The organism is Bacteroides salyersiae WAL 10018 = DSM 18765 = JCM 12988 (assembly GCF_000381365.1).
In the GTDB taxonomy this organism is placed as follows: Bacteria; Bacteroidota; Bacteroidia; order Bacteroidales; family Bacteroidaceae; genus Bacteroides; species Bacteroides salyersiae.
The window spans coordinates 2,989,688-3,012,480 of record NZ_KB905466.1 but is presented as its reverse complement, the minus strand read 5'-3'; the positions used below and the strand labels follow the sequence as shown (position 1 = coordinate 3,012,480).

Annotated in this window: 25 protein-coding genes and 2 pseudogenes; 3 read left to right on the top strand and 24 right to left on the bottom strand. The window is 41.8% G+C overall.

What is annotated here, in order from left to right; genetic code table 11:
• Positions 1–4 precede the first annotated feature (4 nt).
• From rplE to HMPREF1532_RS11025, 19 genes and pseudogenes are all read right to left on the bottom strand, one after another.
• A complete protein-coding gene (rplE, locus tag HMPREF1532_RS11115; protein WP_005929044.1) occupies positions 5–562 on the bottom strand; it encodes a 50S ribosomal protein L5 in 558 nt (185 codons plus the stop codon).
• Positions 562–906: a 50S ribosomal protein L24 gene (gene rplX / locus HMPREF1532_RS11110; protein WP_005929042.1), complete on the bottom strand. Its 345-nt coding sequence runs from the start codon at positions 904–906 to the stop codon at positions 562–564. Before rplX ends, rplE begins: the two co-directional genes overlap by 1 nt.
• A gap of 20 nt (positions 907–926) precedes the next feature.
• Complete coding sequence (gene rplN, locus HMPREF1532_RS11105; protein WP_005929039.1) at positions 927–1,292, bottom strand: 50S ribosomal protein L14; 366 nt, start codon at positions 1,290–1,292, stop codon at positions 927–929.
• A gap of 2 nt (positions 1,293–1,294) precedes the next feature.
• Entirely contained in the window at positions 1,295–1,564 is a 270-nt protein-coding gene (rpsQ, locus tag HMPREF1532_RS11100) for a 30S ribosomal protein S17 (protein WP_085930778.1), read from the bottom strand.
• Positions 1,561–1,758 (bottom strand): 50S ribosomal protein L29, encoded by a 198-nt coding sequence (gene rpmC, locus HMPREF1532_RS11095; RefSeq protein ID WP_005929037.1) that lies wholly within the window; start codon positions 1,756–1,758, stop codon positions 1,561–1,563. Before rpmC ends, rpsQ begins: the two co-directional genes overlap by 4 nt.
• A gap of 5 nt (positions 1,759–1,763) precedes the next feature.
• Positions 1,764–2,198 carry a 50S ribosomal protein L16 gene (gene rplP / locus HMPREF1532_RS11090; protein WP_005929034.1) on the bottom strand — a complete coding sequence of 145 codons (435 nt, stop codon included), beginning with the start codon at positions 2,196–2,198 and terminating at the stop codon, positions 1,764–1,766.
• Between the two features lie 23 nt (positions 2,199–2,221).
• Entirely contained in the window at positions 2,222–2,956 is a 735-nt protein-coding gene (rpsC, locus tag HMPREF1532_RS11085) for a 30S ribosomal protein S3 (protein WP_005929031.1), read from the bottom strand.
• A 5-nt stretch (positions 2,957–2,961) separates the two neighbouring features.
• Positions 2,962–3,372: a 50S ribosomal protein L22 gene (gene rplV / locus HMPREF1532_RS11080; protein ID WP_002558069.1), complete on the bottom strand. Its 411-nt coding sequence runs from the start codon at positions 3,370–3,372 to the stop codon at positions 2,962–2,964.
• A 35-nt stretch (positions 3,373–3,407) separates the two neighbouring features.
• The gene (gene rpsS / locus HMPREF1532_RS11075; protein ID WP_002558070.1) at positions 3,408–3,677 is read right to left on the bottom strand and encodes a 30S ribosomal protein S19; all 270 of its coding nucleotides are present in this window, start codon (positions 3,675–3,677) and stop codon (positions 3,408–3,410) included.
• Positions 3,678–3,697: 20 nt separating this feature from the next.
• Positions 3,698–4,522 (bottom strand): 50S ribosomal protein L2, encoded by an 825-nt coding sequence (gene rplB / locus HMPREF1532_RS11070; RefSeq protein ID WP_002558071.1) that lies wholly within the window; start codon positions 4,520–4,522, stop codon positions 3,698–3,700.
• Between the two features lie 5 nt (positions 4,523–4,527).
• Positions 4,528–4,818, bottom strand: a complete 291-nt coding sequence (gene rplW, locus HMPREF1532_RS11065) for a 50S ribosomal protein L23 (protein WP_005929027.1) — start codon at positions 4,816–4,818, stop codon at positions 4,528–4,530.
• Between the two features lie 16 nt (positions 4,819–4,834).
• On the bottom strand, positions 4,835–5,461 hold the full coding sequence (gene rplD / locus HMPREF1532_RS11060; RefSeq protein WP_005929024.1) for a 50S ribosomal protein L4: 627 nt from the start codon (positions 5,459–5,461) through the stop codon (positions 4,835–4,837).
• On the bottom strand, positions 5,461–6,078 hold the full coding sequence (gene rplC, locus HMPREF1532_RS11055; protein WP_005929021.1) for a 50S ribosomal protein L3: 618 nt from the start codon (positions 6,076–6,078) through the stop codon (positions 5,461–5,463). Before rplC ends, rplD begins: the two co-directional genes overlap by 1 nt.
• Before the next feature lie 18 nt (positions 6,079–6,096).
• A complete protein-coding gene (gene rpsJ / locus HMPREF1532_RS11050; RefSeq protein WP_002558075.1) occupies positions 6,097–6,402 on the bottom strand; it encodes a 30S ribosomal protein S10 in 306 nt (101 codons plus the stop codon).
• Positions 6,403–6,485: 83 nt separating this feature from the next.
• Positions 6,486–8,603: an elongation factor G gene (gene fusA / locus HMPREF1532_RS11045; protein WP_005929017.1), complete on the bottom strand. Its 2,118-nt coding sequence runs from the start codon at positions 8,601–8,603 to the stop codon at positions 6,486–6,488.
• Between the two features lie 54 nt (positions 8,604–8,657).
• Positions 8,658–9,134 (bottom strand): 30S ribosomal protein S7, encoded by a 477-nt coding sequence (gene rpsG, locus HMPREF1532_RS11040; RefSeq protein ID WP_002558077.1) that lies wholly within the window; start codon positions 9,132–9,134, stop codon positions 8,658–8,660.
• A 134-nt stretch (positions 9,135–9,268) separates the two neighbouring features.
• Positions 9,269–9,679, bottom strand: coding sequence for a 30S ribosomal protein S12 (rpsL, locus tag HMPREF1532_RS11035; RefSeq protein WP_002558078.1), 411 nt, complete (start codon positions 9,677–9,679; stop codon positions 9,269–9,271).
• A gap of 333 nt (positions 9,680–10,012) precedes the next feature.
• On the bottom strand, positions 10,013–10,333 hold the full coding sequence (locus HMPREF1532_RS11030; protein WP_005929010.1) for a DUF3467 domain-containing protein: 321 nt from the start codon (positions 10,331–10,333) through the stop codon (positions 10,013–10,015).
• A 104-nt stretch (positions 10,334–10,437) separates the two neighbouring features.
• Positions 10,438–11,027, bottom strand: a pseudogene (locus tag HMPREF1532_RS11025) (HU family DNA-binding protein).
• Between the two features lie 330 nt (positions 11,028–11,357).
• On the opposite strand from HMPREF1532_RS11025, the gene HMPREF1532_RS22035 reads away from it, so the two are divergent.
• From HMPREF1532_RS22035 to HMPREF1532_RS22025, 3 genes and pseudogenes are all read left to right on the top strand, one after another.
• The gene (locus tag HMPREF1532_RS22035) at positions 11,358–11,741 is read left to right on the top strand and encodes a hypothetical protein (protein ID WP_005929001.1); all 384 of its coding nucleotides are present in this window, start codon (positions 11,358–11,360) and stop codon (positions 11,739–11,741) included.
• A gap of 15 nt (positions 11,742–11,756) precedes the next feature.
• Positions 11,757–12,350, top strand: a pseudogene (locus tag HMPREF1532_RS22030) (VapE domain-containing protein); the annotation flags it as partial.
• Between the two features lie 30 nt (positions 12,351–12,380).
• Complete coding sequence (locus HMPREF1532_RS22025) at positions 12,381–12,620, top strand: DUF3874 domain-containing protein (protein WP_373133579.1); 240 nt, start codon at positions 12,381–12,383, stop codon at positions 12,618–12,620.
• Positions 12,621–12,776: 156 nt separating this feature from the next.
• Here the strand turns inward: HMPREF1532_RS22025 and rpoC are convergent, their stop codons facing one another.
• From rpoC to rplA, 5 genes are all read right to left on the bottom strand, one after another.
• Positions 12,777–17,060 (bottom strand): DNA-directed RNA polymerase subunit beta', encoded by a 4,284-nt coding sequence (gene rpoC, locus HMPREF1532_RS11010; protein WP_005928995.1) that lies wholly within the window; start codon positions 17,058–17,060, stop codon positions 12,777–12,779.
• A gap of 103 nt (positions 17,061–17,163) precedes the next feature.
• Entirely contained in the window at positions 17,164–20,976 is a 3,813-nt protein-coding gene (gene rpoB, locus HMPREF1532_RS11005; RefSeq protein WP_005928992.1) for a DNA-directed RNA polymerase subunit beta, read from the bottom strand.
• Positions 20,977–21,080: 104 nt separating this feature from the next.
• Positions 21,081–21,455 carry a 50S ribosomal protein L7/L12 gene (gene rplL, locus HMPREF1532_RS11000; RefSeq protein ID WP_005928990.1) on the bottom strand — a complete coding sequence of 125 codons (375 nt, stop codon included), beginning with the start codon at positions 21,453–21,455 and terminating at the stop codon, positions 21,081–21,083.
• An 88-nt stretch (positions 21,456–21,543) separates the two neighbouring features.
• Positions 21,544–22,065 carry a 50S ribosomal protein L10 gene (gene rplJ, locus HMPREF1532_RS10995; RefSeq protein ID WP_005928988.1) on the bottom strand — a complete coding sequence of 174 codons (522 nt, stop codon included), beginning with the start codon at positions 22,063–22,065 and terminating at the stop codon, positions 21,544–21,546.
• A gap of 15 nt (positions 22,066–22,080) precedes the next feature.
• Positions 22,081–22,779, bottom strand: a complete 699-nt coding sequence (gene rplA, locus HMPREF1532_RS10990) for a 50S ribosomal protein L1 (protein ID WP_002558084.1) — start codon at positions 22,777–22,779, stop codon at positions 22,081–22,083.
• Positions 22,780–22,793 lie beyond the last annotated feature (14 nt).

Sequence of the window (22,793 nt, the reverse complement as noted above, 5' to 3'; positions counted from 1 at the left end):
TTTATCAGTCTTTTTTAGCGTTTTTAAACGGTAAACCGAATTCCTTCAACAAGGCATAACCTTCTTCATCTGTCTGCGCAGAGGTTACAAAGGTAATATTCATTCCGAGAATTCTTGTAATACTATCGATATTAATTTCAGGGAAAATTATTTGCTCCTGAATACCAAGGGTATAGTTACCCATTCCATCGAACTTACTTTCAATACCTTTGAAGTCACGGATACGTGGTAGAGCCACGCGAACCAATTTTTCTAGGAATTCGTACATTCTTTCACGACGCAAAGTAACCATTACTCCAATCGGCATCTTCTTACGCAACTTAAAGTTAGCGATATCTTTACGAGAGATAGTTGCTACGGCTTTCTGGCCGGTAATTGCTGTCAACTCGTTAATAGCTACTTCAATGATCTTCTTGTCGGCAACAGCCATACCTAACCCCTGATTGATAACAATCTTCTTAAGTACGGGCACCTGCATTGATGAAGAGTACTGGAACTTTGACTTCAGTGCAGGCGCAATACGCTCTGCATATTCTTTCTTAAGGCTTGCAGTATTACTCATTACTTAATCTCCTCTCCTGATTTTTTAGCGATGCGTACTTTAGTACCATCTTCTTTAACTTTAATAGCAACGCGAGTAGGCTTACCAGTTTTCGGATCCACCAATGCAACGTTAGAGATGTGAATAGGTGCTTCCTGTTTAATGATACCACCCTGCGGATTCTTCGCATTCGGTTTAGTACTCTTTGATATCATGTTAAAGCCTTCCACTATCACCTTCTGTTCTTTTACAAGAACCTTCAAAACCTTCCCGGTTTTCCAAGTGCCATTACTACGATCTTGGCTTTTAGATTCTCCCGCTATGATACATACTGTATCGCCTTTTTTAATATGTAATTTACTCATTACTTAAATCCTTTAAAAAATTAAAGTACCTCAGGCGCAAGTGACACAACTTTCATGTTAGTAGCACGAAGTTCACGAGCTACCGGACCGAAAATACGACTACCTCTAATTTCACCTGCATTGTTTAACAAAACGCAAGCATTATCATCAAAACGTATATAAGAGCCATCGGGACGACGGATTTCTTTCTTAGTACGTACGATCAAAGCTTTAGACACTGCACCTTTTTTAATATCACCCGAGGGAATGACGCTCTTTACAGAAACGACAATAACGTCCCCTACTGAAGCATAGCGACGTCTTGTACCGCCCAAAACGCGGATACAAAGAGCTTCTTTAGCTCCACTGTTGTCACATACTGTAAGTCTGGATTCTACTTGTATCATAATTACTTAGCTCTTTCAATTATTTCTACTAATCTCCATCTCTTAGTCTTGCTCAAAGGACGAGTTTCCATAATGCGTACTGTATCACCTACATTGCATTCATTCTTTTCATCGTGAGCATGGTACTTCTTCGTTTTACTAACGAACTTACCATATATAGGGTGTTTTTCCTTGAATTTGGCAGCAACAGTAACGGTTTTATCCATCTTATTGCTCAATACAACACCTGTTCTTTCTTTTCTTAAATTTCTTGCTTCCATCGAGCTGATCATTTATTGTTAAGTTCTCTTTCGCGCAACTCTGTTTTCATACGCGCAATAGTCCTGCGTAACTGTTTAATTTGCGCAGGGTTTTCCAGAGGAGAAATAGCATGGTTAATAACCGTCTGGTTATAATTCACTACTTCTGCTTCAATTCTTTCTGCTAAGTCAGCAGTAGACATTTCTTTAATTTCTGCAATTTTCATAAACGTTACGCATTTTGATTTTGAATATCATAATCACGTCTCACTACAAACTTCGTAGTGATAGGAAGTTTTTGAGCAGCTAAGCGAAGAGCTTCTTTTGCGATTTCGTAAGAAACACCTTCTGCTTCAATAATAATTCTACCCGGAGTAACAGGAGCCACGAATCCTTCGGGAGCACCCTTACCTTTACCCATACGTACATCAGCAGGTTTTCTTGTAATAGGTTTATCCGGGAATATACGAATCCAAATTTGTCCCTGACGTTGCATATATCTTGTTACTGCAATACGAGCAGCTTCAATCTGGCGGCCTGTGATCCATTTCGTTTCCAAAGCCTTAATTCCAAAAGAACCAAAAGCAAGCTGGTTGCCTCTTTGTGCAACACCTTTAGCCCGTCCTTTCTGTTGTCTTCTGAATTTTGTCTTTTTCGGTTGTAACATAGTTTCCTAAAATTCAAATTCGTTTAGCGATTATTTTTCTTTCTTTTGAAGTTCTTTCCGCCGCCGTTGTTTCCACCATTGTTTCCACGACCACTTTCTTTGTTTTGTGTAAAGTTCGGAGCCAATTCTTTCTTACCAAACACTTCACCTCTACAAATCCAAACTTTAATACCGAGAAGACCCACTTTAGTCAAAGCTTCCGCATGACAATAATCGATATCTGCTCTAAAAGTGTGCAACGGAGTTCTTCCTTCTTTATACATTTCAGAACGAGCCATTTCAGCTCCATTCAAACGTCCTGAAATCTGAATTTTGATACCTTCAGCACCCATACGCATAGTATTTGCGATAGCCATCTTAATGGCACGGCGATAGGCAATTTTACCTTCTACCTGACGAGCGATGTTGTTAGCAACAATCACAGCATCCAGTTCCGGTCTTTTTACTTCAAAGATATTGATCTGAATATCTTTGTCGGTAACCTTCTTCAACTCTTCTTTCAACTTATCAACTTCCTGGCCACCTTTACCGATAATAATACCCGGACGAGCTGTACAAACAGTAATAGTAACGAGTTTCAATGTACGTTCGATCACGATTCTTGAAACGCTTGCCTTTGCAAGTCTAGCATTAAGATATTTACGGATCTTGCTATCTTCCAGCAAAGAATCACCGTAATCATTTCCACCATACCAGTTAGAATCCCATCCTCTGATAATTCCTAAACGGTTGCTTATTGGATTAACTTTTTGTCCCATCTACCTTAATTTTGATCTTCGTTATTACTCTTTGAATCAACGAACAATGTTACGTGATTTGAACGTTTGCGGATTCTGTAACCTCTACCCTGCGGAGCCGGTCTCATTCGTTTGAGTGTAGCACCACCATCAACAAAAATCTTAGTTACAAATAATTCGCCGCTTTCAGCTTTACGTTCGTTTTTCTGCTCCCAGTTAGCTATAGCAGAGCGCAGCAATTTCTCCACTCTTGCAGCAGCTTCTTTTGAAGAAAACTTCAAAACGCCAAGTGCTCTGTTCACTTCCATCCCGCGAATCATGTCAGCCACGAGACGCATTTTGCGAGGAGAAGTAGGAACATTTTGCAATTTAGCAAAATACATGGTCTTAAGGGCTTCCTTTCTTTTTTCAGCCGATATTTTTTTTCTTGCTCCCATTATATTTATTACTTTATTATTTCAGATAAATCCTGTTATTTTTTCTTGTTACCAGCGTGTCCTCTGAAAGTACGAGTTGGAGCAAATTCGCCCAACTTGTGACCTACCATATTTTCGGTAACGTATACAGGAATAAATTTATTTCCGTTATGAACTGCAACTGTATGGCCTACGAAATCAGGCGAAATCATTGAAGCTCTGGCCCAAGTCTTAACAACAACTTTCTTGCCCGATTCATTCATAGCAAGAACTTTCTTCTCAAGCTTTACGTTAATATACGGACCTTTTTTTAATGAACGACTCATAGTTTACTCAATTAATCAGATTACTTCTTTCTTCTCTCAATAATATACTTAGACGACTGTTTCTTAGGAGCTCTAGTCTTAAGTCCCTTAGCGTACAATCCCTTACGAGATCTCGGGTGTCCTCCGGAAGCACGTCCTTCACCACCACCCATCGGGTGATCAACCGGGTTCATTACAACACCACGGTTACGAGGACGACGACCCTGCCAACGAGAGCGACCTGCCTTACCTGAGCTTTCCAATCCATGATCTGAGTTTCCTACACTACCGACAGTAGCTTTACAAGTGCTAAGTATTTGTCTAACCTCACCTGAAGGTAATTTAATAACACAGTATTTACCTTCTCTCGAAGTTAACTGAGCAAAATTACCAGCCGAGCGAACCAGAGCAGCGCCCTGTCCCGGACGTAATTCGATGTTGTGAATTACAGTACCGACCGGAATATTCTGAAGAGGAAGTGCATTACCAATCTCTGGCGCTGCATTTTCACCTGACATCAAAGTCGCACCAACTTGCAATCCATTGGGAGCAATAATATATCTTTTTTCACCATCAGCATAATACAACAAAGCGATACGAGCCGAACGGTTCGGATCATACTCAATTGTCTTAACAACTGCTGGAACACCGTCTTTATTTCTCTTGAAATCGACAATTCTGATCACTTTTCTGTGGCCGCCACCAATGTAGCGCATAGTCATCTTACCTTCGCTATTGCGACCACCAGATGATTTCTTACCATATACAAGCGACTTTTCTGGTACTGATGCAGTAATTTCTTCGAAAGTACCAATAATCTTATGTCTTTGCCCCGGTGTTGTGGGCTTAAATTTACGTACTGCCATTTTTATTAAATATTGCTATAAAAATCAATAGTATCTCCTTCTTTCAGCGTTACAATTGCTTTCTTGTAAGCATTTGTACGACCGTTGATGATACCCGCTTTCGTATAACGGCTCTTATTTTTACCGGCATACTTCACAGTATTCACATCAACAACCGTAACATTATAAAGGGCTTCAACTTCGCTCTTAATTTCCAGTTTATTAGCTTCAGGACGCACAACAAAGCCGAAACGATTCAGCTTATCAGTTATTGCAGTCATTTTTTCTGTCACCAACGGTTTAATAATAATTCCCATTATTTAAGCCTCCTTTTTAAATTAAGATATTGTCAATAGCCTTCAAAGAGTTTTCAGTAAGCACAACAACCCCAGCATTCAATACTCTGTAAGTATTTAATCCTGAGATAGTCTGCACGTTAGCACCCTTTATGTTACGAGCTGACAAATATACGTTTTTATTTGCTTCTGGTAAAATCATAAGCAGCTTTTTATCAGAAACTTTAAGTTTTTTTGTCATTGCAACGAAATCTTTCGTCTTTGGAGCTTCAAAAACGAAGTCTTCAAGCACAACAATTGCGTTGTTTTGAGCTTTATAAGACAAAGCTGACTTACGAGCCAATGTCTTAACTTTTTTATTCAACTTGAAGTAATAGTCTCTTGGTTGAGGACCAAATACACGACCACCACCAACAAGGACCGGCGAGTTCATATCACCACGACGTGCACCGCCACCACCTTTTTGACGGCCGATCTTACGCGTAGAACCACTGATCTCACTTCTTTCTTTCGATTTATGAGTACCCTGACGCTGATTAGCCAAAAATTGCTTTACATCCAAATAGATAGCGTGGTCGTTGGGCTCAATTCCGAAGATAGATTCGTTTAACGTAACCTTTCTCCCAGTGTCTTCACCTTTAATGTTATATACGTTAACTTCCATTATTTCTCAATTATTACGATTGAACCTTTGCAACCCGGTACAGAACCCTTAATCAAAAGAAGATTGTGCTCCGCGATTACTTTTAATACCTGCAAGTTTTGAACGGTAACTCTGTCACCACCCATTTGTCCACCCATACGCATTCCTTTGAATACTTTTGCAGGGTAAGAACAAGCACCGATAGAACCCGGTTTACGGGCACGATTGTGCTGACCGTGAGTAGTCTGGCCTACACCACCAAAGCCGTGTCTCTTAACAACACCTTGAAAGCCCTTACCTTTAGAAGTTCCGACTACATCAACATAATCAGCGCCTTCGAACAATTCTACGGTAACTGCATCACCAAGGTTTAACTCATTCTCAAATTCTTTGAACTCGGCCAAGTGTCTCTTCGGTGTTACTCCTGCCTTTTTAAAGTGCCCCATCAACGGTTTAGTAGTATGTTTTTCCTTTTTATCCTGGAAACCCAACTGCACAGCCGCATAGCCATCTTTTTCTACGGTCTTAATCTGAGTAACAACACAAGGACCTGCTTCGATAACAGTGCATGGTACATTCTTACCATCAGCACTGAAAACGGATGTCATTCCGATTTTTTTTCCTAATAATCCTGGCATTTCACTAATTTTTAATTATCAAACTTTAATTTCTACTTCTACACCACTCGGCAACTCCAGTTTCATAAGAGCGTCTACAGTCTTAGCCGTTGAGCTATAGATATCAATCAATCTCTTATAAGAAGAGAGTTCGAACTGTTCACGAGACTTCTTGTTAACGAAAGTCGAACGGTTCACAGTAAAGATACGCTTGTGCGTAGGAAGGGGAATCGGGCCACTAACGATAGCACCTGTAGCCTTCACGGTTCTCACGATCTTCTCAGCTGACTTGTCAACCAAGTTGTGGTCATAAGATTTCAGTTTAATTCTAATTTTCTGACTCATTGTTCGTTTAAATTAATAATATATATAAATAAGACAAGCGGCAGGCTAAGAGTCATTCGCTAGCCTGCTGCTTCAGTATTTTATTAGAGTAGATCAGCACGTCCTTTAACTTCTTCCAATACTGCCTTAGCAATAGAGTTAGAAACTTGAGCATGATGAGAATATACCATTGATGAGGTCGCGCGACCGGAAGTGATGGTACGCAATGCGGTTACATAACCGAACATTTCTGCCAACGGAACCATTGCTTTCACAATACGGGCACCAGAACGGCTTGATTCCATACCTTCAACTTGTCCGCGACGTTTGTTCAAGTCACCAATAACGTCACCCATATTCTCTTCCGGAGTTACAACTTCCAGTTTCATAATAGGCTCCATCAAAACAGGACCCGCCTTAGCACAAGCATTTTTATAAGCCTGAATAGCACAGATTTCAAATGACAACTGGTCAGAGTCAACCGGATGGAACGAACCGTCAACCAAAGTCACCTTCAGTGAATCAAGCGGATAACCGGCCAATACACCATTTTTCATTGCACTCGCAAAGCCTTTCTGTACAGCAGGGATAAATTCTTTAGGAATATTACCACCTTTCACTTCGTCAACAAACTGCAATCCGCCTTCTTTGAAATCTTCATCAACCGGACCGATATTTACGATGATATCAGCAAACTTACCACGACCTCCAGACTGTTTCTTATAAACTTCGCGGAGATTAACCGTCTTAGTAATAGCCTCCTTATAGTTTACCTGTGGCTTACCTTGGTTACATTCTACCTTAAACTCACGTTTCAAACGGTCGATAATAATATCCAAGTGAAGCTCACCCATACCGGAAATAACCGTCTGACCAGTCTGTTCGTCAGTTTTCACAGTGAACGTCGGGTCTTCTTCAGCTAACTTAGCTAAACCGTTAGACAGTTTATCCATATCCTTCTGAGTCTTAGGCTCAACAGCGATACCAATTACCGGTTCCGGGAAGTCCATAGATTCAAGTACGATAGGAGCAGTCTCGTCGCAAAGAGTATCACCTGTGTGAATATCTTTGAAACCAACACCAGCACCGATATCACCAGCGCTAATCACCTCTACCGGATTCTGCTTGTTTGAGTGCATCTGGAACAGACGAGACACACGCTCTTTCTTACCCGAACGAGAGTTATAAATATAAGAGCCAGCTTCAATCTTACCAGAATATACACGGAAGAAAGTCAAACGGCCTACATAAGGGTCAGTTGCGATTTTAAACGCCAAAGCAGAAGTTTTCTCATCCTCACTCGGTTTACGGTCTTCTTCAGCACCCGTATTCGGATTTGTACCGATCACGTTCTCTGTATCCAAAGGAGAAGGCAGGAAAGCACAAACATAATCAAGTAACGTCTGCACACCTTTATTCTTAAACGAAGAACCGCAAAGCATCGGGACAACAGCCATCCGAACAGTTGCATTACGAAGAGCTCTCAAGATTTCTTCTTCAGTAATAGTAGAAGGATCATCGAAATATTTCTCCATCAAAGCATCATCAAACTCTGCCACTTTCTCCAACATCTTGTCTCTCCATTCCTGAGCTTCATCTACGAGATTAGCAGGAATTTCTTCCACTGTATAGTCAGCACCCATTGTCTCATCATGCCAGTAGATAGCTTTCATCTTGATCAGATCAACCAGCCCTTTGAAAGATTCTTCTGCACCGATAGGGATCACAACCGGACACGGATTAGCACCCAAAACGGATTTCATCTGGCTTACTACATCAAAGAAATTAGCACCAGAGCGGTCCATTTTATTAACGTACGCAATACGCGGTACATTATATTTATCAGCCTGACGCCATACAGTCTCCGACTGCGGTTCTACACCACCTACCGCACAGTAAGCAGCTACAGCACCATCAAGAACACGCAATGAACGCTCTACCTCGGCAGTAAAGTCAACGTGTCCCGGAGTATCAATCAAGTTGATTTTATATGTATTACCATCATATTTCCATCTGGTCGTTGTAGCAGCAGATGTAATAGTAATACCACGTTCCTGCTCCTGAGCCATCCAGTCCATTGTAGCAGCGCCATCATGCACCTCACCAATTTTATGAGTCAATCCGGTGTAAAACAGGATACGTTCAGAAGTAGTTGTTTTTCCGGCATCGATGTGAGCCATGATACCGATATTACGAGTCAAATGTAAATCATTCTTTGCCATTTTGTTCTTCCTTTACTTTAAGTTTTTAATCTGAATTGGTTATTTCTTATAGCATTAGAATCTAAAATGAGCAAATGCACGGTTAGCTTCAGCCATTCTATGCATATCTTCTTTACGTTTGTAAGCACCACCTTGTTCATTGAATGCATCCATGATTTCGGCAGCAAGTTTATCAGCCATTGATTTGCCACCTCTTTTACGAGCAAACAAAATCAAATTTTTCATTGAAATTGACTCTTTACGATCCGGACGGATTTCTGTAGGAACTTGGAAAGTAGCACCACCTACACGGCGAGACTTAACTTCAACTTGCGGAGTCACGTTATCCAACGCTTTTTTCCAAATTTCAAGAGCTGATTTTTCCTCGTTAGGAAGTTTTGTTTTAACTGTTTCTAAAGCAGCGTAAAAGATTTCATAAGATGTATTTTTCTTACCATCATACATCAAGTGATTCACAAATTTTGAAACCTTTTGGTCATTGTAAACGGGATCCGGCAGGATAACGCGTTTTTTGGGTTTAGCTTTTCTCATTTGTTTGAAAAATAATGTTTTTTGTTTTTGGTTGTCTATTTTTCGACGTCTTCAACTCTCCCACCGGAGAATTTACTCAACCTTATAGCTTATTCCAACAAACTAAAACGAAAGTTATTACTTGAAATTATTCTTTATTTTTTCTTTCCTTTTGCAGGAGCTGCTGCTTGTCCCGGTTTCGGACGTTTAGCACCGTATTTAGAACGTCTTTGAGTACGTCCGGCTACACCTGCTGTATCAAGAGTACCACGAACGATGTGATAACGCACACCCGGAAGGTCTTTTACACGACCACCGCGTACCAATACGATAGAGTGTTCCTGCAAGTTGTGTCCTTCTCCCGGAATGTATGAGTTAACCTCTTTTTGGTTAGTCAAACGTACACGGGCAACTTTACGCATTGCAGAGTTCGGTTTCTTCGGAGTGGTTGTATACACTCTCACGCAAACGCCACGTCTTTGAGGACATGAATCAAGGGCCGGAGATTTACTTTTCTCCACCAGCACTTCGCGTCCTTTTCTTACTAATTGCTGAATTGTAGGCATTTCAAATTGTTTTTAATTTATATTATTGTTATATTAATTTCGTAACTATACATTTTGGGCTGCAAAAATACGAATAATATTTGAAAACACAATGAGTTATATGATTATTTTTAGAAAAACGCTTTCATAATCAATTCACTGTCAATAAAAGAAAAAGGGAATAGCGCTATATAAGTACCATTCCCCTCTTTCGCTAAAAAATCCACAGACATGATCATATCGTAAAGCTTTACAATACATCAATACCCATGTATCCAGTCCCGCCTCTTTCCAAACTGCAATAATTATTGTTTGAAGGTAGTGAGAAGCCTCTCTGGTATTCATTTTTCCGAATCAAGCTTCACCTTTAAAACCCGATATCGGCGGAATAAATGTCCCCCCTTGATGCTCTCCGGGCATACGAATTTCTCCAAATACCCGTTCATATTTACCAATATTTTCTTCCAATGCACGAAGCAGTCGTTTGGCATGTTCGGGTGCCAAAACAACACGCGATTGAACTCCGGCTTTCGGTATCCCGGGCATCACGCGTACAAAGTCGAGAATAAACTCTGAACTGGAATGAGTAATGATAGCCAAATTGGCATAAGTGCCTTGAGCTACTTCTTCTTTCAATTCTATCTGCAACTGATTGTTTGGATTCTGATTTTCCATAATAATATATTTATAGTGAGTATTTCCATGTTTTTATCTCCCTTCATCGCTTTCACCATTCTCACTGTAACCGGCTGTGGTAAAGAGATTCAGGGTGAAAGAGACTACCGTTCCAATGAAGTCCGGTAATGTCCGGGTACGGGAACGTATACCGGTTGCTGCTTGGTATTGATATTCTTCAATTTCTTCTCTTCCTGCAACCGCTTCAAACAACGTCCAGCGGTAACACGTGTCATTTGGCAGATTTTTTCGATATCGCGACGGACCAATATACTGTTCTCACTAAAAAACTCTGTCAATTTCATATCTATCTCTATTTCCGACAAATGAGCCGAATGGCTTCCGGCCTTTGAGCGTTCAGCTTTCAGTTCGGCCACCCGGTAACGCAATTCTTTATCGGCACGAAAGTTAACATTCTTAAATTTCACGCTCGAAGCTCTGGTATCCTTCGGATTTCGCGTTTCCGGAGCAGTCAAAGATACATCAAAATATCCGATACCATCGATATGAACACGCCATCCATCTTTCAACCAGCCTACCAACGAACGGTTCAATGCATCAAGCACAGCACCACATCGGTTCTTGTCAATGTACAAGCCATTTCAATTTCTTTCACAATGTCGGGAGTCGAAACTGTGCGACGATTTACAACGCGGGGATAGTAACGTAATTTCTTCGGGCGTCCTGAAGGCATCGGCACCGGAGCAAACTCAAATTCTACTGCCATAAACGGTATTCTCTTTAAGGATAATCATAAAATCTCACCGGAAACATTATCGTTTCACAATTATGAGACGTGTTTTTCACAAATGAGAGACGCACGTTTCATTATTGAGAGACGAATTTCTCACAATTGTGAAACGCTAATAACTCTCATGCAAAAGTAGGTAAATACAAGCAGGAAACAAAGCATTTACCAGGTTATTTTCAACTAAGCAGATTTCAATAAATCTATTCCCCGAAAATCCGAAAAAGAGGGATCGACGACCTTACATTTCCCCTAAGAACCAATAACGAAAATAACATGAAACTTACGGAAATGATCAGAAATTTCTTCCGGTGGAATCGGAAAGTAACAAACAATGAGTCAAAAACAGGGCAAAAAAGAAGAATCGAAAACAAAACGATGGTCCAAGAGCAGGAAGCGAGCGAAGCACTTCAAAACTATTTATTAATGCAGTATGACTTTCGTTATAACTTGCTGACAGAAGAGACAGAATTCCGGCCAAACAGTTCTTCCGACCCGGCATTCACACCGATCGGGCAACGGGAAATGAATACACTTTGTATGGATGCCCGTACAATAGGCATCAAATGCTGGGATCGGGATTTAAACCGCTATCTACTCTCCACACGCATACCTTCGTATCACCCATTACAACTTTATATGAAAGAACTCCCCGAATGAGATGGTCACGACCGACTCACCGATCTGGCGCAGCGCGTATCGACATCACCCATATGGATCAAAAGTTTTCACACCTGGATGCTGGCAGTTGTAGCTCAATGGACCGGAAAGGAACAAGTACATGCAAATTGTGTAGTTCCCATCCTTGTCAGCAGCGAACAGGGACATCTGAAATCTACCTTTTGCAAAGGTTTGCCCCCCCCTTGCCTTCATCGCTATTACACCGAAAAATTTTCGCTCACCTCACAAGGAGATGCCGAACGGAAACTGGCAGAAATGGCTCTTATAAACCTGGATGAATTCGACCGATACTCACTCGTCCAAATGCCACAGCTTAAAAACCTAATGCAACTGTCTACACTGAATCTCCGGAAACCACATCAAAAAAGTTACCGTCTACTTCCCCGTATCGCCTCATTTATCGGCACATCCAATCGTATGGATTTATTAACAGACCCAAGCGGTAGCCGAAGATATATTTGCATTGAAGTGAAGCAAGCCATTAATCTGGAGGGGATTGAGCATTCGCAGATCTATGCCCAATTAAAAGCAGAGCTCATGGCAGACAGGCGTTACTTCTTCAATAAAGAAGAAGAACAACAAATCCAGCAACACAATCTTTCGTTCTATCGTCAGACATTGGCTGAAGAAGTACTTCGCAATTGTTTCCGACCGGCTTTTGAAGAAGATACTTATGAACTGCTATCGGCCGCCGAGATTTTCCAAACATTACAACGTCACAATCCGACGGCCATGCGGGGTGCAAATCCGAATCATTTCAGCCAGATATTAGCAACGGCAGGAGTTGTCCGAAAACATACAAAATGGGGAAATGTGTACCGGGTACACCGGTTAAACAATTCACCTCAAAAAGAGTGACCCTTCACCCTACAAAGCCGATGGAAAAGGTATTACACCAAAAAGGTGAATGCGGTGAAGGAGGTAAAACAAAACTGAAAAACAGTTATTAAAACAAAGGAGCAGCCACTATTACAGTGATTGCCCCTTCTTTTTATAATAACCAATTCGGTATTCTTATTCTACTTCATTATAATCAAGCACAGTCTTCTTGTTTGCCAAGATACGATCATACTCCTCTTTTGAGCCGACAATAACCTTGTCAAATTCACGCTGACCTGTACCTGCCGGAATTAAATGACCGCAAATAACGTTCTCTTTCATTCCTTCGAGCTTATCGATCTTACCATTGATAGCAGCCTCATTCAACACTTTCGTAGTCTCCTGGAAAGATGCTGCCGACATAAAGCTGGAAGTCTGCAATGCAGCACGCGTGATACCTTGGAGTATCTGCGTAGATGTAGCCGCAATGGCATCACGTACTTCAACCGGTTTCAAGTCACGACGTTTCAACATACTGTTTTCATCACGCAACTTGCGGGCAGTAACAATCTGACCCGGCTGCATATTCTGAGAATCACCGGCATCAACGACCACTTTCTTACCCCAGATACGATCGTTTTCTTCCATAAACTCAAGTTTATCCACAACCTGCTGTTCAAGGAAACGCGTATCTCCCGGCTCGTCAATTTCCACCTTACGCATCATCTGACGAACGATTATTTCGAAATGCTTATCATTGATCTTCACACCTTGCAGACGGTATACATCCTGAACTTCGTTCACAATATATTCCTGCACTGCCGTAGGACCTTTAATTGCCAAAATGTCTGCCGGAGTAATAGCACCATCCGATAGCGGAGTACCAGCACGCACATAGTCGTTCTCCTGTACCAGAATTTGCTTAGATAGGGCCACGAGATACTTCTTAACCTCACCGGTCTTAGATGTAACGATGATCTCACGGTTACCACGTTTAATCTTACCCATCGTAACCTCACCATCGATTTCTGATACAACGGCAGGATTCGACGGATTACGCGCTTCGAAAAGCTCCGTAACACGGGGAAGACCACCGGTAATATCACCGGCCTTACCTACAGCACGCGGTATCTTGACAATAACCTCACCAGCTTTCACTTTCTGTCCGTTTTCAACAATAACGTGTCCACCCACAGGTAAGTTATAAGTACGGATCAAATCGCCATCTTCAGTAAGAATATGAACCGAAGGCACTTTTGTCTTATCCTTAGACTCAATGATGATGATTTCACGAAGTCCGGTCGCTTCATCCGATTCAACCTTATAAGTGACATTCTCAACAACACTCTCAAATTCAATCTTACCGGTAGCTTCCGTGATAATAACGGCATTGAACGGGTCCCACTTAGCAATCAGCTTACCCTTTTCAACCACATCGCCATCCGATACATACAATGTCGAACCGTAAGGAACGTTATGAGTAGACAGAACAATATTAGTGTTTACATCCACAAAACGTACTTCAGCCAAACGACCTACCACCACTTTCGCAGATTCGCCCATCTCATCAACAATGTCAACCGTGCGGAGCTCATCGAATTCCAGACGAGCGGCATTTTTAGCTACAATGCTCGCATTAGCTGCAATATTGGCGGCTGTACCACCGGCATGGAACGTACGCAATGTCAACTGTGTACCCGGCTCACCAATTGACTGGGCAGCGATTACACCGACAGCTTCACCTTTCTGAACCATGCGGCTCGTTGCAAGGTTACGTCCATAACATTTAGCACATACACCTTTCTTAGATTCACAAGTCAACACTGAACGGATTTCAACACTTTCAATCGGAGATTCCTGAATCTTCTTAGCGATATCTTCTGTAATTTCATCCCCACCGGCAACCAATAATTCGCCTGTAGTAGGATGAATTATATCATGTACAGATACACGTCCGAGTATACGCTCATACAGAGTAGCAATAACTTCATCGTTATTCTTCAAGTCCGTACAAACCAATCCACGAAGAGTTCCACAGTCTTCTTCATTAATAATAACATCGTGTGAAACATCTACCAGACGACGAGTCAAATAACCGGCATCAGCAGTCTTCAACGCCGTATCAGCCAAACCTTTACGAGCACCGTGGGTAGAGATAAAATACTCCAACACCGAAAGTCCCTCTTTAAAGTTCGACAAAATCGGGTTTTCAATAATCTGACCACCCTCTGCACCGGCTTTCTGCGGTTTAGCCATCAAACCGCGCATACCAGACAACTGACGAATCTGCTCCTTAGAACCACGGGCACCCGAATCAAGCATCATGTATACAGAGTTAAAGCCCTGATCGTCAGAAGAAATAGTCTTCATCAGAATATTAGACAACTCCGAGTTGACATGTGTCCAAATATCAATAACCTGATTGTAACGTTCGTTGTTGGTAATGAAACCCATATTATAGTTATTGATCACCTGCTCTACTTCGTCATACCCCTTTTGAACCAGTGTCTCTTTCTCTTTCGGGATAATAATATCACCCAAGTTGAATGACAGACCGCCCTTGAAGGCCATCTGATAACCGAGGTTCTTGATTCCGTCAAGGAAATCGGCAGCCTTCGCCACACCACACACCTTAATTACATCACTAATAATATCACGAAGCGATTTCTTAGAGATAATCGTATTGATATAGCCAGCTTCAGGCGGAACAATCTCGTTCACAATAACACGTCCGACAGAAGTCTCACGCATTACATCCACAATATTACCATTCTCGTCAACATCCTTCACGATTACTTTTACCGGAGCATGGATATCCACCTTACCCTCGTTATACGCAATCAATGCCTCTTCCGGTCCGTAGAAAGTCAAACCTTCACCTTTAGCACCGGTACGCAACTTGGTAATATAATACAAACCAAGAACCATATCCTGTGCAGGCACAGTGATAGGAGCACCATTGGCCGGATTCAGAATATTATGTGATTGAAGCATCAACATTTGTGCCTCAAGAATAGCTTCATTACTTAAAGGCAAGTGAACCGCCATCTGGTCACCGTCGAAGTCGGCATTAAATGCCGTACAAGCAAGCGGATGCAACTGGATAGCTTTACCTTCAATCATCTTCGGCTGGAACGCCTGAATACCCAGACGGTGAAGCGTCGGTGCACGGTTCAGCAATACCGGATGTCCTTTCATTACATGCTCAAGAATATCCCAGATCACCGGTTCCTTGCGGTCAACAATCTTCTTCGCGGATTTTACGGTCTTCACAATACCGCGTTCAATCAATTTACGTATGATAAACGGTTTGTAAAGTTCTGCAGCCATCAACTTAGGAATACCGCATTCACCCATTTTCAACTCGGGACCTACAACGATTACCGAACGAGCAGAGTAGTCAACACGCTTACCGAGCAGATTCTGACGGAAACGTCCTTGCTTACCTTTCAAACTGTCTGACAATGATTTCAACGGACGGTTAGCATCTGTCTTAACAGCACTTGATTTACGTGAGTTGTCGAACAGTGAATCCACCGATTCCTGAAGCATACGTTTTTCATTACGCAAAATTACTTCGGGAGCCTTGATCTCGATCAGACGTTTCAAACGGTTATTACGAATAATGACACGACGATACAAGTCATTCAAATCAGAAGTAGCAAAACGACCACCATCCAACGGAACCAACGGACGAAGTTCAGGCGGAATAACCGGTACGATACGTACGATCATCCATTCCGGTTTGTTGCGTCCACGTGATGCACGGAATGATTCTACAACCTGCAGACGTTTCAACGCCTCGTTCTTACGCTGCTGTGAAGCATCGTTTCCGGCACGATGGCGCAATTCATACGACAACGCGTCCAGATCCAGACGGGCCAACAAGTCATAGATAGCCTCTGCACCCATCTTGGCGATGAATTTATTCGGGTCTGTGTCTTCCAGATACTGATTTTCTTTCGGAAGTGTATCCAGAATATCCAGATATTCCTCCTCTGAAAGCAAATCATATTCAGCTATGCCATCTTCCGCCTTTATACCCGGCTGAATAACAACATAACGCTCATAATAAATAATGGAATCGAGTTTCTTGGTAGGCAATCCCAGCAAGTAACCTATCTTATTAGGAAGCGAACGGAAATACCAGATGTGAGCCACCGGCACAACCAACTGGATATGTCCCATCCGTTCACGACGCACTTTCTTTTCTGTAACTTCCACACCGCAACGGTCACACACAATCCCTTTATAACGGATACGTTTGTACTTACCACAATGGCATTCGTAGTCTTTGATAGGACCAAAGATACGCTCACAGAACAAGCCATCACGTTCCGGTTTGTACGTACGGTAGTTAATGGTTTCAGGCTTTAATACTTCACCACTCGAATTCTCAAGGATTTCCTCCGGAGAAGCCAAACCGATAGAGATTTTCGAGAAATTGCTCTTCGTCTTATTTTCTTTTCTAAAAGCCATACTATAATATAGTTGAAAATTAAAAGTTGAAAGTTGAAAGTTGAAGATTGATAATTGAAAGCAGAATCACTCCAGCATCAATTATCAACTTTCAACTAAATAATTATTCCAGGTTGATGCTTAATCCTAAACCTCTCAACTCGTGCAACAACACGTTCAGAGATTCCGGAATACCGGGTTGCGGCATAGGTTCGCCCTTCACAATCGCTTCATAGGCTTTGGAACGTCCTACAACATCATCTGACTTAATCGTCAAAATTTCCTGAAGAATATGCGCTGCACCGAAACCTTCGAGTGCCCAAACCTCCATTTCTCCGAAACGCTGACCACCAAACTGAGCTTTACCACCCAAAGGTTGCTGAGTTATGAGCGAGTACGGACCGATAGAACGAGCATGCATCTTATCTTCAACCATGTGACCGAGTTTCAACATATAAGTCACACCAACAGTTGCCGGCTGGTCGAATTGTTCACCGGTACCACCATCACAAAGATAAGTCTTACAGTAACGAGGCAAACCGGCCTTGTCTGTCCACTCATCGAGATCTTCCATGGTAGCACCATCAAAGATAGGAGTTGCAAACTTCACACCCAGCGTTTTTCCGGCACGTCCGAGAACAGCTTCAAATATCTGTCCGATATTCATACGTGAAGGTACACCCAACGGATTCAAAACAATATCAACCGGAGTTCCATCTTCAAGGAACGGCATGTCCTCCTGGCGTACGACACGTGAAACAATACCCTTGTTACCGTGACGACCCGCCATCTTATCACCTACACCGATCTTACGTTTCTTAGCAATATATACTTTAGCCATCTGGATAATACCGGCAGGAAGCTCATCACCGATCGTGATAGCAAACTTCTTACGTTTCAGTTCGGCATCCAGTTCTTTATACTTCTTAATATAGTTCATCACCAAGTCACGAATCATACTATTGGTGTGTTCGTCACTTGTCCAATTACTCAGCTGGATAGATGTAAAATCAAGTGAGTCAAAATCGGAAGCACTAAACTTAGAACCTTTGGCAATAACTTCAGCACCCAAATAGTCTTTGACCCCCTGAGAAACTTTACCTTCAGTCAGCGTCATCAACTTCTTCACCAAGATACGTTTCAGATCAGATACTTTACCTTCGAATTCGTCATCGATTTTAGGAAGTAAAGCCTTATCTGCCAACTTGGAACTACGGTTCTTGATTACGCGAGAGAAGAGTTTTTTATCGATCACCACACCTTTCAATGAAGGAGAAGCTTTCAAAGAAGCATCTTTCACGTCACCGGCTTTATCACCGAAAATAGCACGAAGCAATTTTTCTTCCGGTGAAGGATCTGATTCTCCCTTCGGAGTAATCTTTCCGATCATGATATCACCCGGCTGAATACGTGCACCAATACGCACAATACCGTTTTCGTCAAGATCTTTAGTTGCTTCTTCACTCACATTAGGAATATCAGAAGTCAATTCCTCCATACCACGTTTTGTCTCACGAACTTCCAACGAGTATTCCTCTACATGGACAGAAGTCAGCAAATCTTCACGAACCACACGTTCGTTCAATACGATGGCATCCTCATAGTTATAACCTTTCCACGGCATATAAGCAACAAGCAAATTCTTACCCAATGCCAATTCACCGTTCTCAGTAGAATAACCCTCCGTCAATATCTGGCCTTTTGTTACCCTGTCACCTCTGTTGCAGATCGGACGAAGGTCAATAGTCATATTCTGGTTAGTCTTGCGGAATTTAGGAATTCTATATTCTTTCAGAGCCGATTCAAAACTTACAAACTCTTCATCTTCCGTACGATCATACAAAATACGGATAGTGGTTGCATCTACGTAATCAATCACACCGTCACCTTCCGCCGTAATCTGCGTACGTGAATCCCTAACCAGCTGACGCTCGATACCGGTTCCTACAATAGGAGCTTCACTTCTCAACAAAGGAACTGCCTGACGCATCATGTTCGATCCCATCAACGCACGGTTAGCATCGTCATGTTCAAGGAACGGAATCAAAGAAGCAGCAATCGAAGCAATCTGCTGAGGAGATACGTCCATCAGTTCAACTTCTGCCGGCTCTACTACCGGGAAGTCGGCATCCTGACGGGATTTTACTTTATTACGAACAAATGTTCCATCATCGTTCAACGGAGCATTTCCCTGGGCAATAATCTTACCTTCTTCTTCTTCGGCAGTCAAATAAATCAAGCCGTTATCCGAAAGATCCACTTTGGCATCCGCAACCTTACGATAAGGAGTCTCGATGAATCCGAGGTCATTGATTTTAGCAAACACACACAATGATGAAATCAAACCGATATTCGGACCTTCCGGCGTTTCAATCGGGCAAAGACGACCATAATGCGTGTAATGAACGTCACGAACCTCAAATCCGGCACGTTCACGAGAAAGACCACCAGGACCTAAAGCCGACATACGGCGTTTGTGAGTAATTTCCGCCAACGGGTTTGTCTGGTCCATAAATTGCGATAATGCATTCGTTCCAAAGAAAGAATTGATCACAGAAGAAATCGTCTTCGCATTGATCAAGTCAATCGGGGTAAACACCTCATTATCACGAACATTCATACGTTCACGGATAGTACGTGACATACGTGCCAAACCAACAGCAAATTGGTTAGACAACTGTTCGCCTACCGTACGCACACGACGATTGCTCAAGTGGTCAATATCATCCACATCCGCCTTTGAATTAATCAATTCAATCAGATATTTGATGATTTCAATAATATCTTCTTTGGTGAGGACACGTACGTCCATATCCGTCGTCAAGTTCAACTTTTTATTGATTCTGTAACGACCTACATCACCAAGGTCATATCTCTTCTCTGAGAAGAACAGGTTATTAATAACCTCACGTGCACTTGCATCATCAGCAGGATCTGCATTACGCAACTGACGATAAATATAAAGCACTGCCTCCTTTTCCGAGTTACTCGGGTCCTTCTGCAGAGTATTATATATAATAGAATAATCAGATTGATTCGGCTCATCCTTATGAATCAAGATATTCTGGACACCCGAATCGATAATCTCATTGATATGTTCTTCCTCAATGACAGTCTCACGGTCGATAACTACCTCATTACGCTCGATAGAAACAACCTCACCGGTATCTTCATCAACGAAATCTTCAATCCAAGTTTTCAATACACGTGCAGCCAACTTGCGGCCTACTACCTTCTTAAGATTTGTCTTATTCACCTTAACATCTTCTGCCAAGTTAAAAATCTCAAGAATATCTTTATCATTTTCGAAGCCTATCGCTCTCAACAGCGTTGTTACAGGCAATTTTTTCTTTCGATCGATGTATGCGTACATCACATTATTGATGTCGGTAGCAAACTCAATCCATGAACCCTTGAACGGAATAATACGTGCCGAGTAAAGCTTCGTACCATTAGCATGAACACTCTGACCGAAAAATACACCTGGAGAACGATGAAGCTGAGACACAACTACACGCTCGGCACCATTAATGACAAAAGTAGCTTTATCTGTCATGTAAGGAATCGGACCGAGGAACACATCCTGAATCACCGTATCGAAATCCTCATGATCAGGGTCGGTACAGTAGAGCTTGAGTTTCGCTTTCAAAGGGACACTATAAGTAAGCCCACGCTCTATACAATCATCAATGGTATAACGCGGCGGATCAATATAATAGTCCAAAAACTCAAGAACAAAATTATTTCTTGTATCGGCAATGGGGAAGTTTTCAGCAAATACTTTATACAATCCCTCGTTCTTACGCTTCTCGGGCGGGGTGTCTAGTTGTAGAAAGTCTTGGAATGACTTCAATTGTACTTCCAGAAAATCCGGATATTCAAGCGGATTCTTAGTCGAAGCAAAATTAACTCTTTGATTTACAGTATTTGAAGACATCTGTCAATGAATTTGAAGAACTTAATTTTAAATATATACACAAAAAGGTTAAGAATCCTCTTGCGAAGGATTCTTAACCGAATTACCTGATTACCAGGCTAATGTTATTTAAGTTCAACTTCAGCTCCAGCTTCTTCCAATGTTTTCTTCAATGATTCTGCTTCGTCTTTAGCCAAACCTTCTTTTACTACGCTAGGAGCACCGTCTACCATGTCTTTAGCTTCCTTCAAGCCAAGACCACAAGCTTCTTTAACAGCTTTAACAACCTGAAGTTTAGCTGCACCAGCGCTTTTCAATACTACGTCGAAAGAAGTTTTTTCTTCTGCGGCAGCAGCACCAGCTGCAGGACCAGCAGCAACAGCTACAGCTGCAGCAGCAGGTTCAATACCGTATTCTTCTTTAAGGATAGTTGCAAGTTCATTAACTTCTTTTACTGTCAAGTTAACTAATTGTTCTGCAAAAGCTTTCAAATCTGCCATTTTTTGTATGATTTTAATTGTTTAATTACTTAATTGTATAATATTTTGGGTCATTCTTCCTTCACAGTCAGTGACCCTTTTTCGAAACTTACGCTTCGGTACGTTCACCAAGAGTCTTGAGAACTCCGTGAAGGGTGTTACCACCTGATTGAAGAGCAGAAATAACATTCTTGGCCGGTGACTGCAACAGGGCAATAACGTCAGCAATAACTTCATTTTTACTCTTAATAGCTACGAGAGCATCCAACTGGTCAGCACCAACATAGAAGCTTTCTTCTGCATAAGCAGCTTTCAGTCCGGGAATTCCGTCTTTAGCCTTATCTTTGATCAATTTAGCAGGTGCATTAGCAACATTACTAAACATGATAGCAGTAGTACCAACCAAAGAATTATAAAGAGGAGAGAAGTCTTCTTCCAAAGATTCAAGTGCCTTATGAAGCAATGTATTCTTAACCAACATCAATTTGATGCCAGCCTTGAAACAAGCTCTTCTCAATTCACTTGTAGCAGCAGCATTCATAGCTGTTACATCTACCAAATAGAAGTGACCGTATTCCTTTACCGTATCAGCAATATGCGCAATAATCGTATTTTTATCTTCCTTTCTCATTATTCCTCCGTTTTATTAGATTTCCTCTACCGTTTTCGGGTCGATTTTGATACCCGCACTCATCGTGCTAGAAAGATAAATACTCTTAATATATGTACCCTTGGCTGCAGTCGGTTTCAACTTATTCAATGTAGCAATAAATTCTTTTGCGTTATCGCGAATCTTTTCTGCATCAAATGAAACCTTACCGATTGAGGTATGAACAATACCACTCTTATCAACTTTAAAGTCAATCTTACCTTGTTTTACTTCTTTCACAGCTTTAGCAACATCCATAGTCACAGTACCACTCTTCGGGTTAGGCATCAATCCACGAGGACCGAGCACACGACCGAGTGCACCAATTTTACCCATGATAGACGGCATAGTGATGATCACATCAATATCAGTCCATCCACCTTTGATCTTTTCGATATATTCGTCCAGACCAACATAATCAGCACCAGCTTCTTTTGCAGCAGCTTCAGCATCCGGTGTACATAATACCAACACACGAACCTCCTTACCAGTTCCATGAGGAAGTGAAACAACACCTCTCACCATCTGATTGGCCTTACGTGGGTCAACACCTAAACGTACATCAATATCTAATGAAGCATCAAACTTAGTAAAAGTGATTTCCTTTACCAAAGACGCAGCTTCTTTCAGTGAGTATGCTTTCCCTGCTTCAATTTTTCCTGCAGCTAACTTTTGATTTTTTGTCAGTTTACCCATTACAATTGAAGTTT

Excerpts from the sequence above, each read along its gene's own strand:
- rplE (WP_005929044.1), bottom strand. The coding sequence starts at position 562 with ATGAGTAATACTGCAAGCCTTAAGAAAGAATATGCAGAGCGTATTGCG.
- rplX (WP_005929042.1), bottom strand. The coding sequence starts at position 906 with ATGAGTAAATTACATATTAAAAAAGGCGATACAGTATGTATCATAGCG.
- rplN (WP_005929039.1), bottom strand. The coding sequence starts at position 1,292 with ATGATACAAGTAGAATCCAGACTTACAGTATGTGACAACAGTGGAGCT.
- rpsQ (WP_085930778.1), bottom strand. The coding sequence starts at position 1,564 with ATGATCAGCTCGATGGAAGCAAGAAATTTAAGAAAAGAAAGAACAGGT.
- rpmC (WP_005929037.1), bottom strand. The coding sequence starts at position 1,758 with ATGAAAATTGCAGAAATTAAAGAAATGTCTACTGCTGACTTAGCAGAA.
- rplP (WP_005929034.1), bottom strand. The coding sequence starts at position 2,198 with ATGTTACAACCGAAAAAGACAAAATTCAGAAGACAACAGAAAGGACGG.
- rpsC (WP_005929031.1), bottom strand. The coding sequence starts at position 2,956 with ATGGGACAAAAAGTTAATCCAATAAGCAACCGTTTAGGAATTATCAGA.
- rplV (WP_002558069.1), bottom strand. The coding sequence starts at position 3,372 with ATGGGAGCAAGAAAAAAAATATCGGCTGAAAAAAGAAAGGAAGCCCTT.
- rpsS (WP_002558070.1), bottom strand. The coding sequence starts at position 3,677 with ATGAGTCGTTCATTAAAAAAAGGTCCGTATATTAACGTAAAGCTTGAG.
- rplB (WP_002558071.1), bottom strand. The coding sequence starts at position 4,522 with ATGGCAGTACGTAAATTTAAGCCCACAACACCGGGGCAAAGACATAAG.
- rplW (WP_005929027.1), bottom strand. The coding sequence starts at position 4,818 with ATGGGAATTATTATTAAACCGTTGGTGACAGAAAAAATGACTGCAATA.
- rplD (WP_005929024.1), bottom strand. The coding sequence starts at position 5,461 with ATGGAAGTTAACGTATATAACATTAAAGGTGAAGACACTGGGAGAAAG.
- rplC (WP_005929021.1), bottom strand. The coding sequence starts at position 6,078 with ATGCCAGGATTATTAGGAAAAAAAATCGGAATGACATCCGTTTTCAGT.
- rpsJ (WP_002558075.1), bottom strand. The coding sequence starts at position 6,402 with ATGAGTCAGAAAATTAGAATTAAACTGAAATCTTATGACCACAACTTG.
- fusA (WP_005929017.1), bottom strand. The coding sequence starts at position 8,603 with ATGGCAAAGAATGATTTACATTTGACTCGTAATATCGGTATCATGGCT.
- rpsG (WP_002558077.1), bottom strand. The coding sequence starts at position 9,134 with ATGAGAAAAGCTAAACCCAAAAAACGCGTTATCCTGCCGGATCCCGTT.
- rpsL (WP_002558078.1), bottom strand. The coding sequence starts at position 9,679 with ATGCCTACAATTCAGCAATTAGTAAGAAAAGGACGCGAAGTGCTGGTG.
- HMPREF1532_RS11030 (WP_005929010.1), bottom strand. The coding sequence starts at position 10,333 with ATGGAAAATCAGAATCCAAACAATCAGTTGCAGATAGAATTGAAAGAA.
- HMPREF1532_RS22035 (WP_005929001.1), top strand. The coding sequence starts at position 11,358 with ATGAAACTTACGGAAATGATCAGAAATTTCTTCCGGTGGAATCGGAAA.
- rpoC (WP_005928995.1), bottom strand. The coding sequence starts at position 17,060 with ATGGCTTTTAGAAAAGAAAATAAGACGAAGAGCAATTTCTCGAAAATC.
- rpoB (WP_005928992.1), bottom strand. The coding sequence starts at position 20,976 with ATGTCTTCAAATACTGTAAATCAAAGAGTTAATTTTGCTTCGACTAAG.
- rplL (WP_005928990.1), bottom strand. The coding sequence starts at position 21,455 with ATGGCAGATTTGAAAGCTTTTGCAGAACAATTAGTTAACTTGACAGTA.
- rplJ (WP_005928988.1), bottom strand. The coding sequence starts at position 22,065 with ATGAGAAAGGAAGATAAAAATACGATTATTGCGCATATTGCTGATACG.
- rplA (WP_002558084.1), bottom strand. The coding sequence starts at position 22,779 with ATGGGTAAACTGACAAAAAATCAAAAGTTAGCTGCAGGAAAAATTGAA.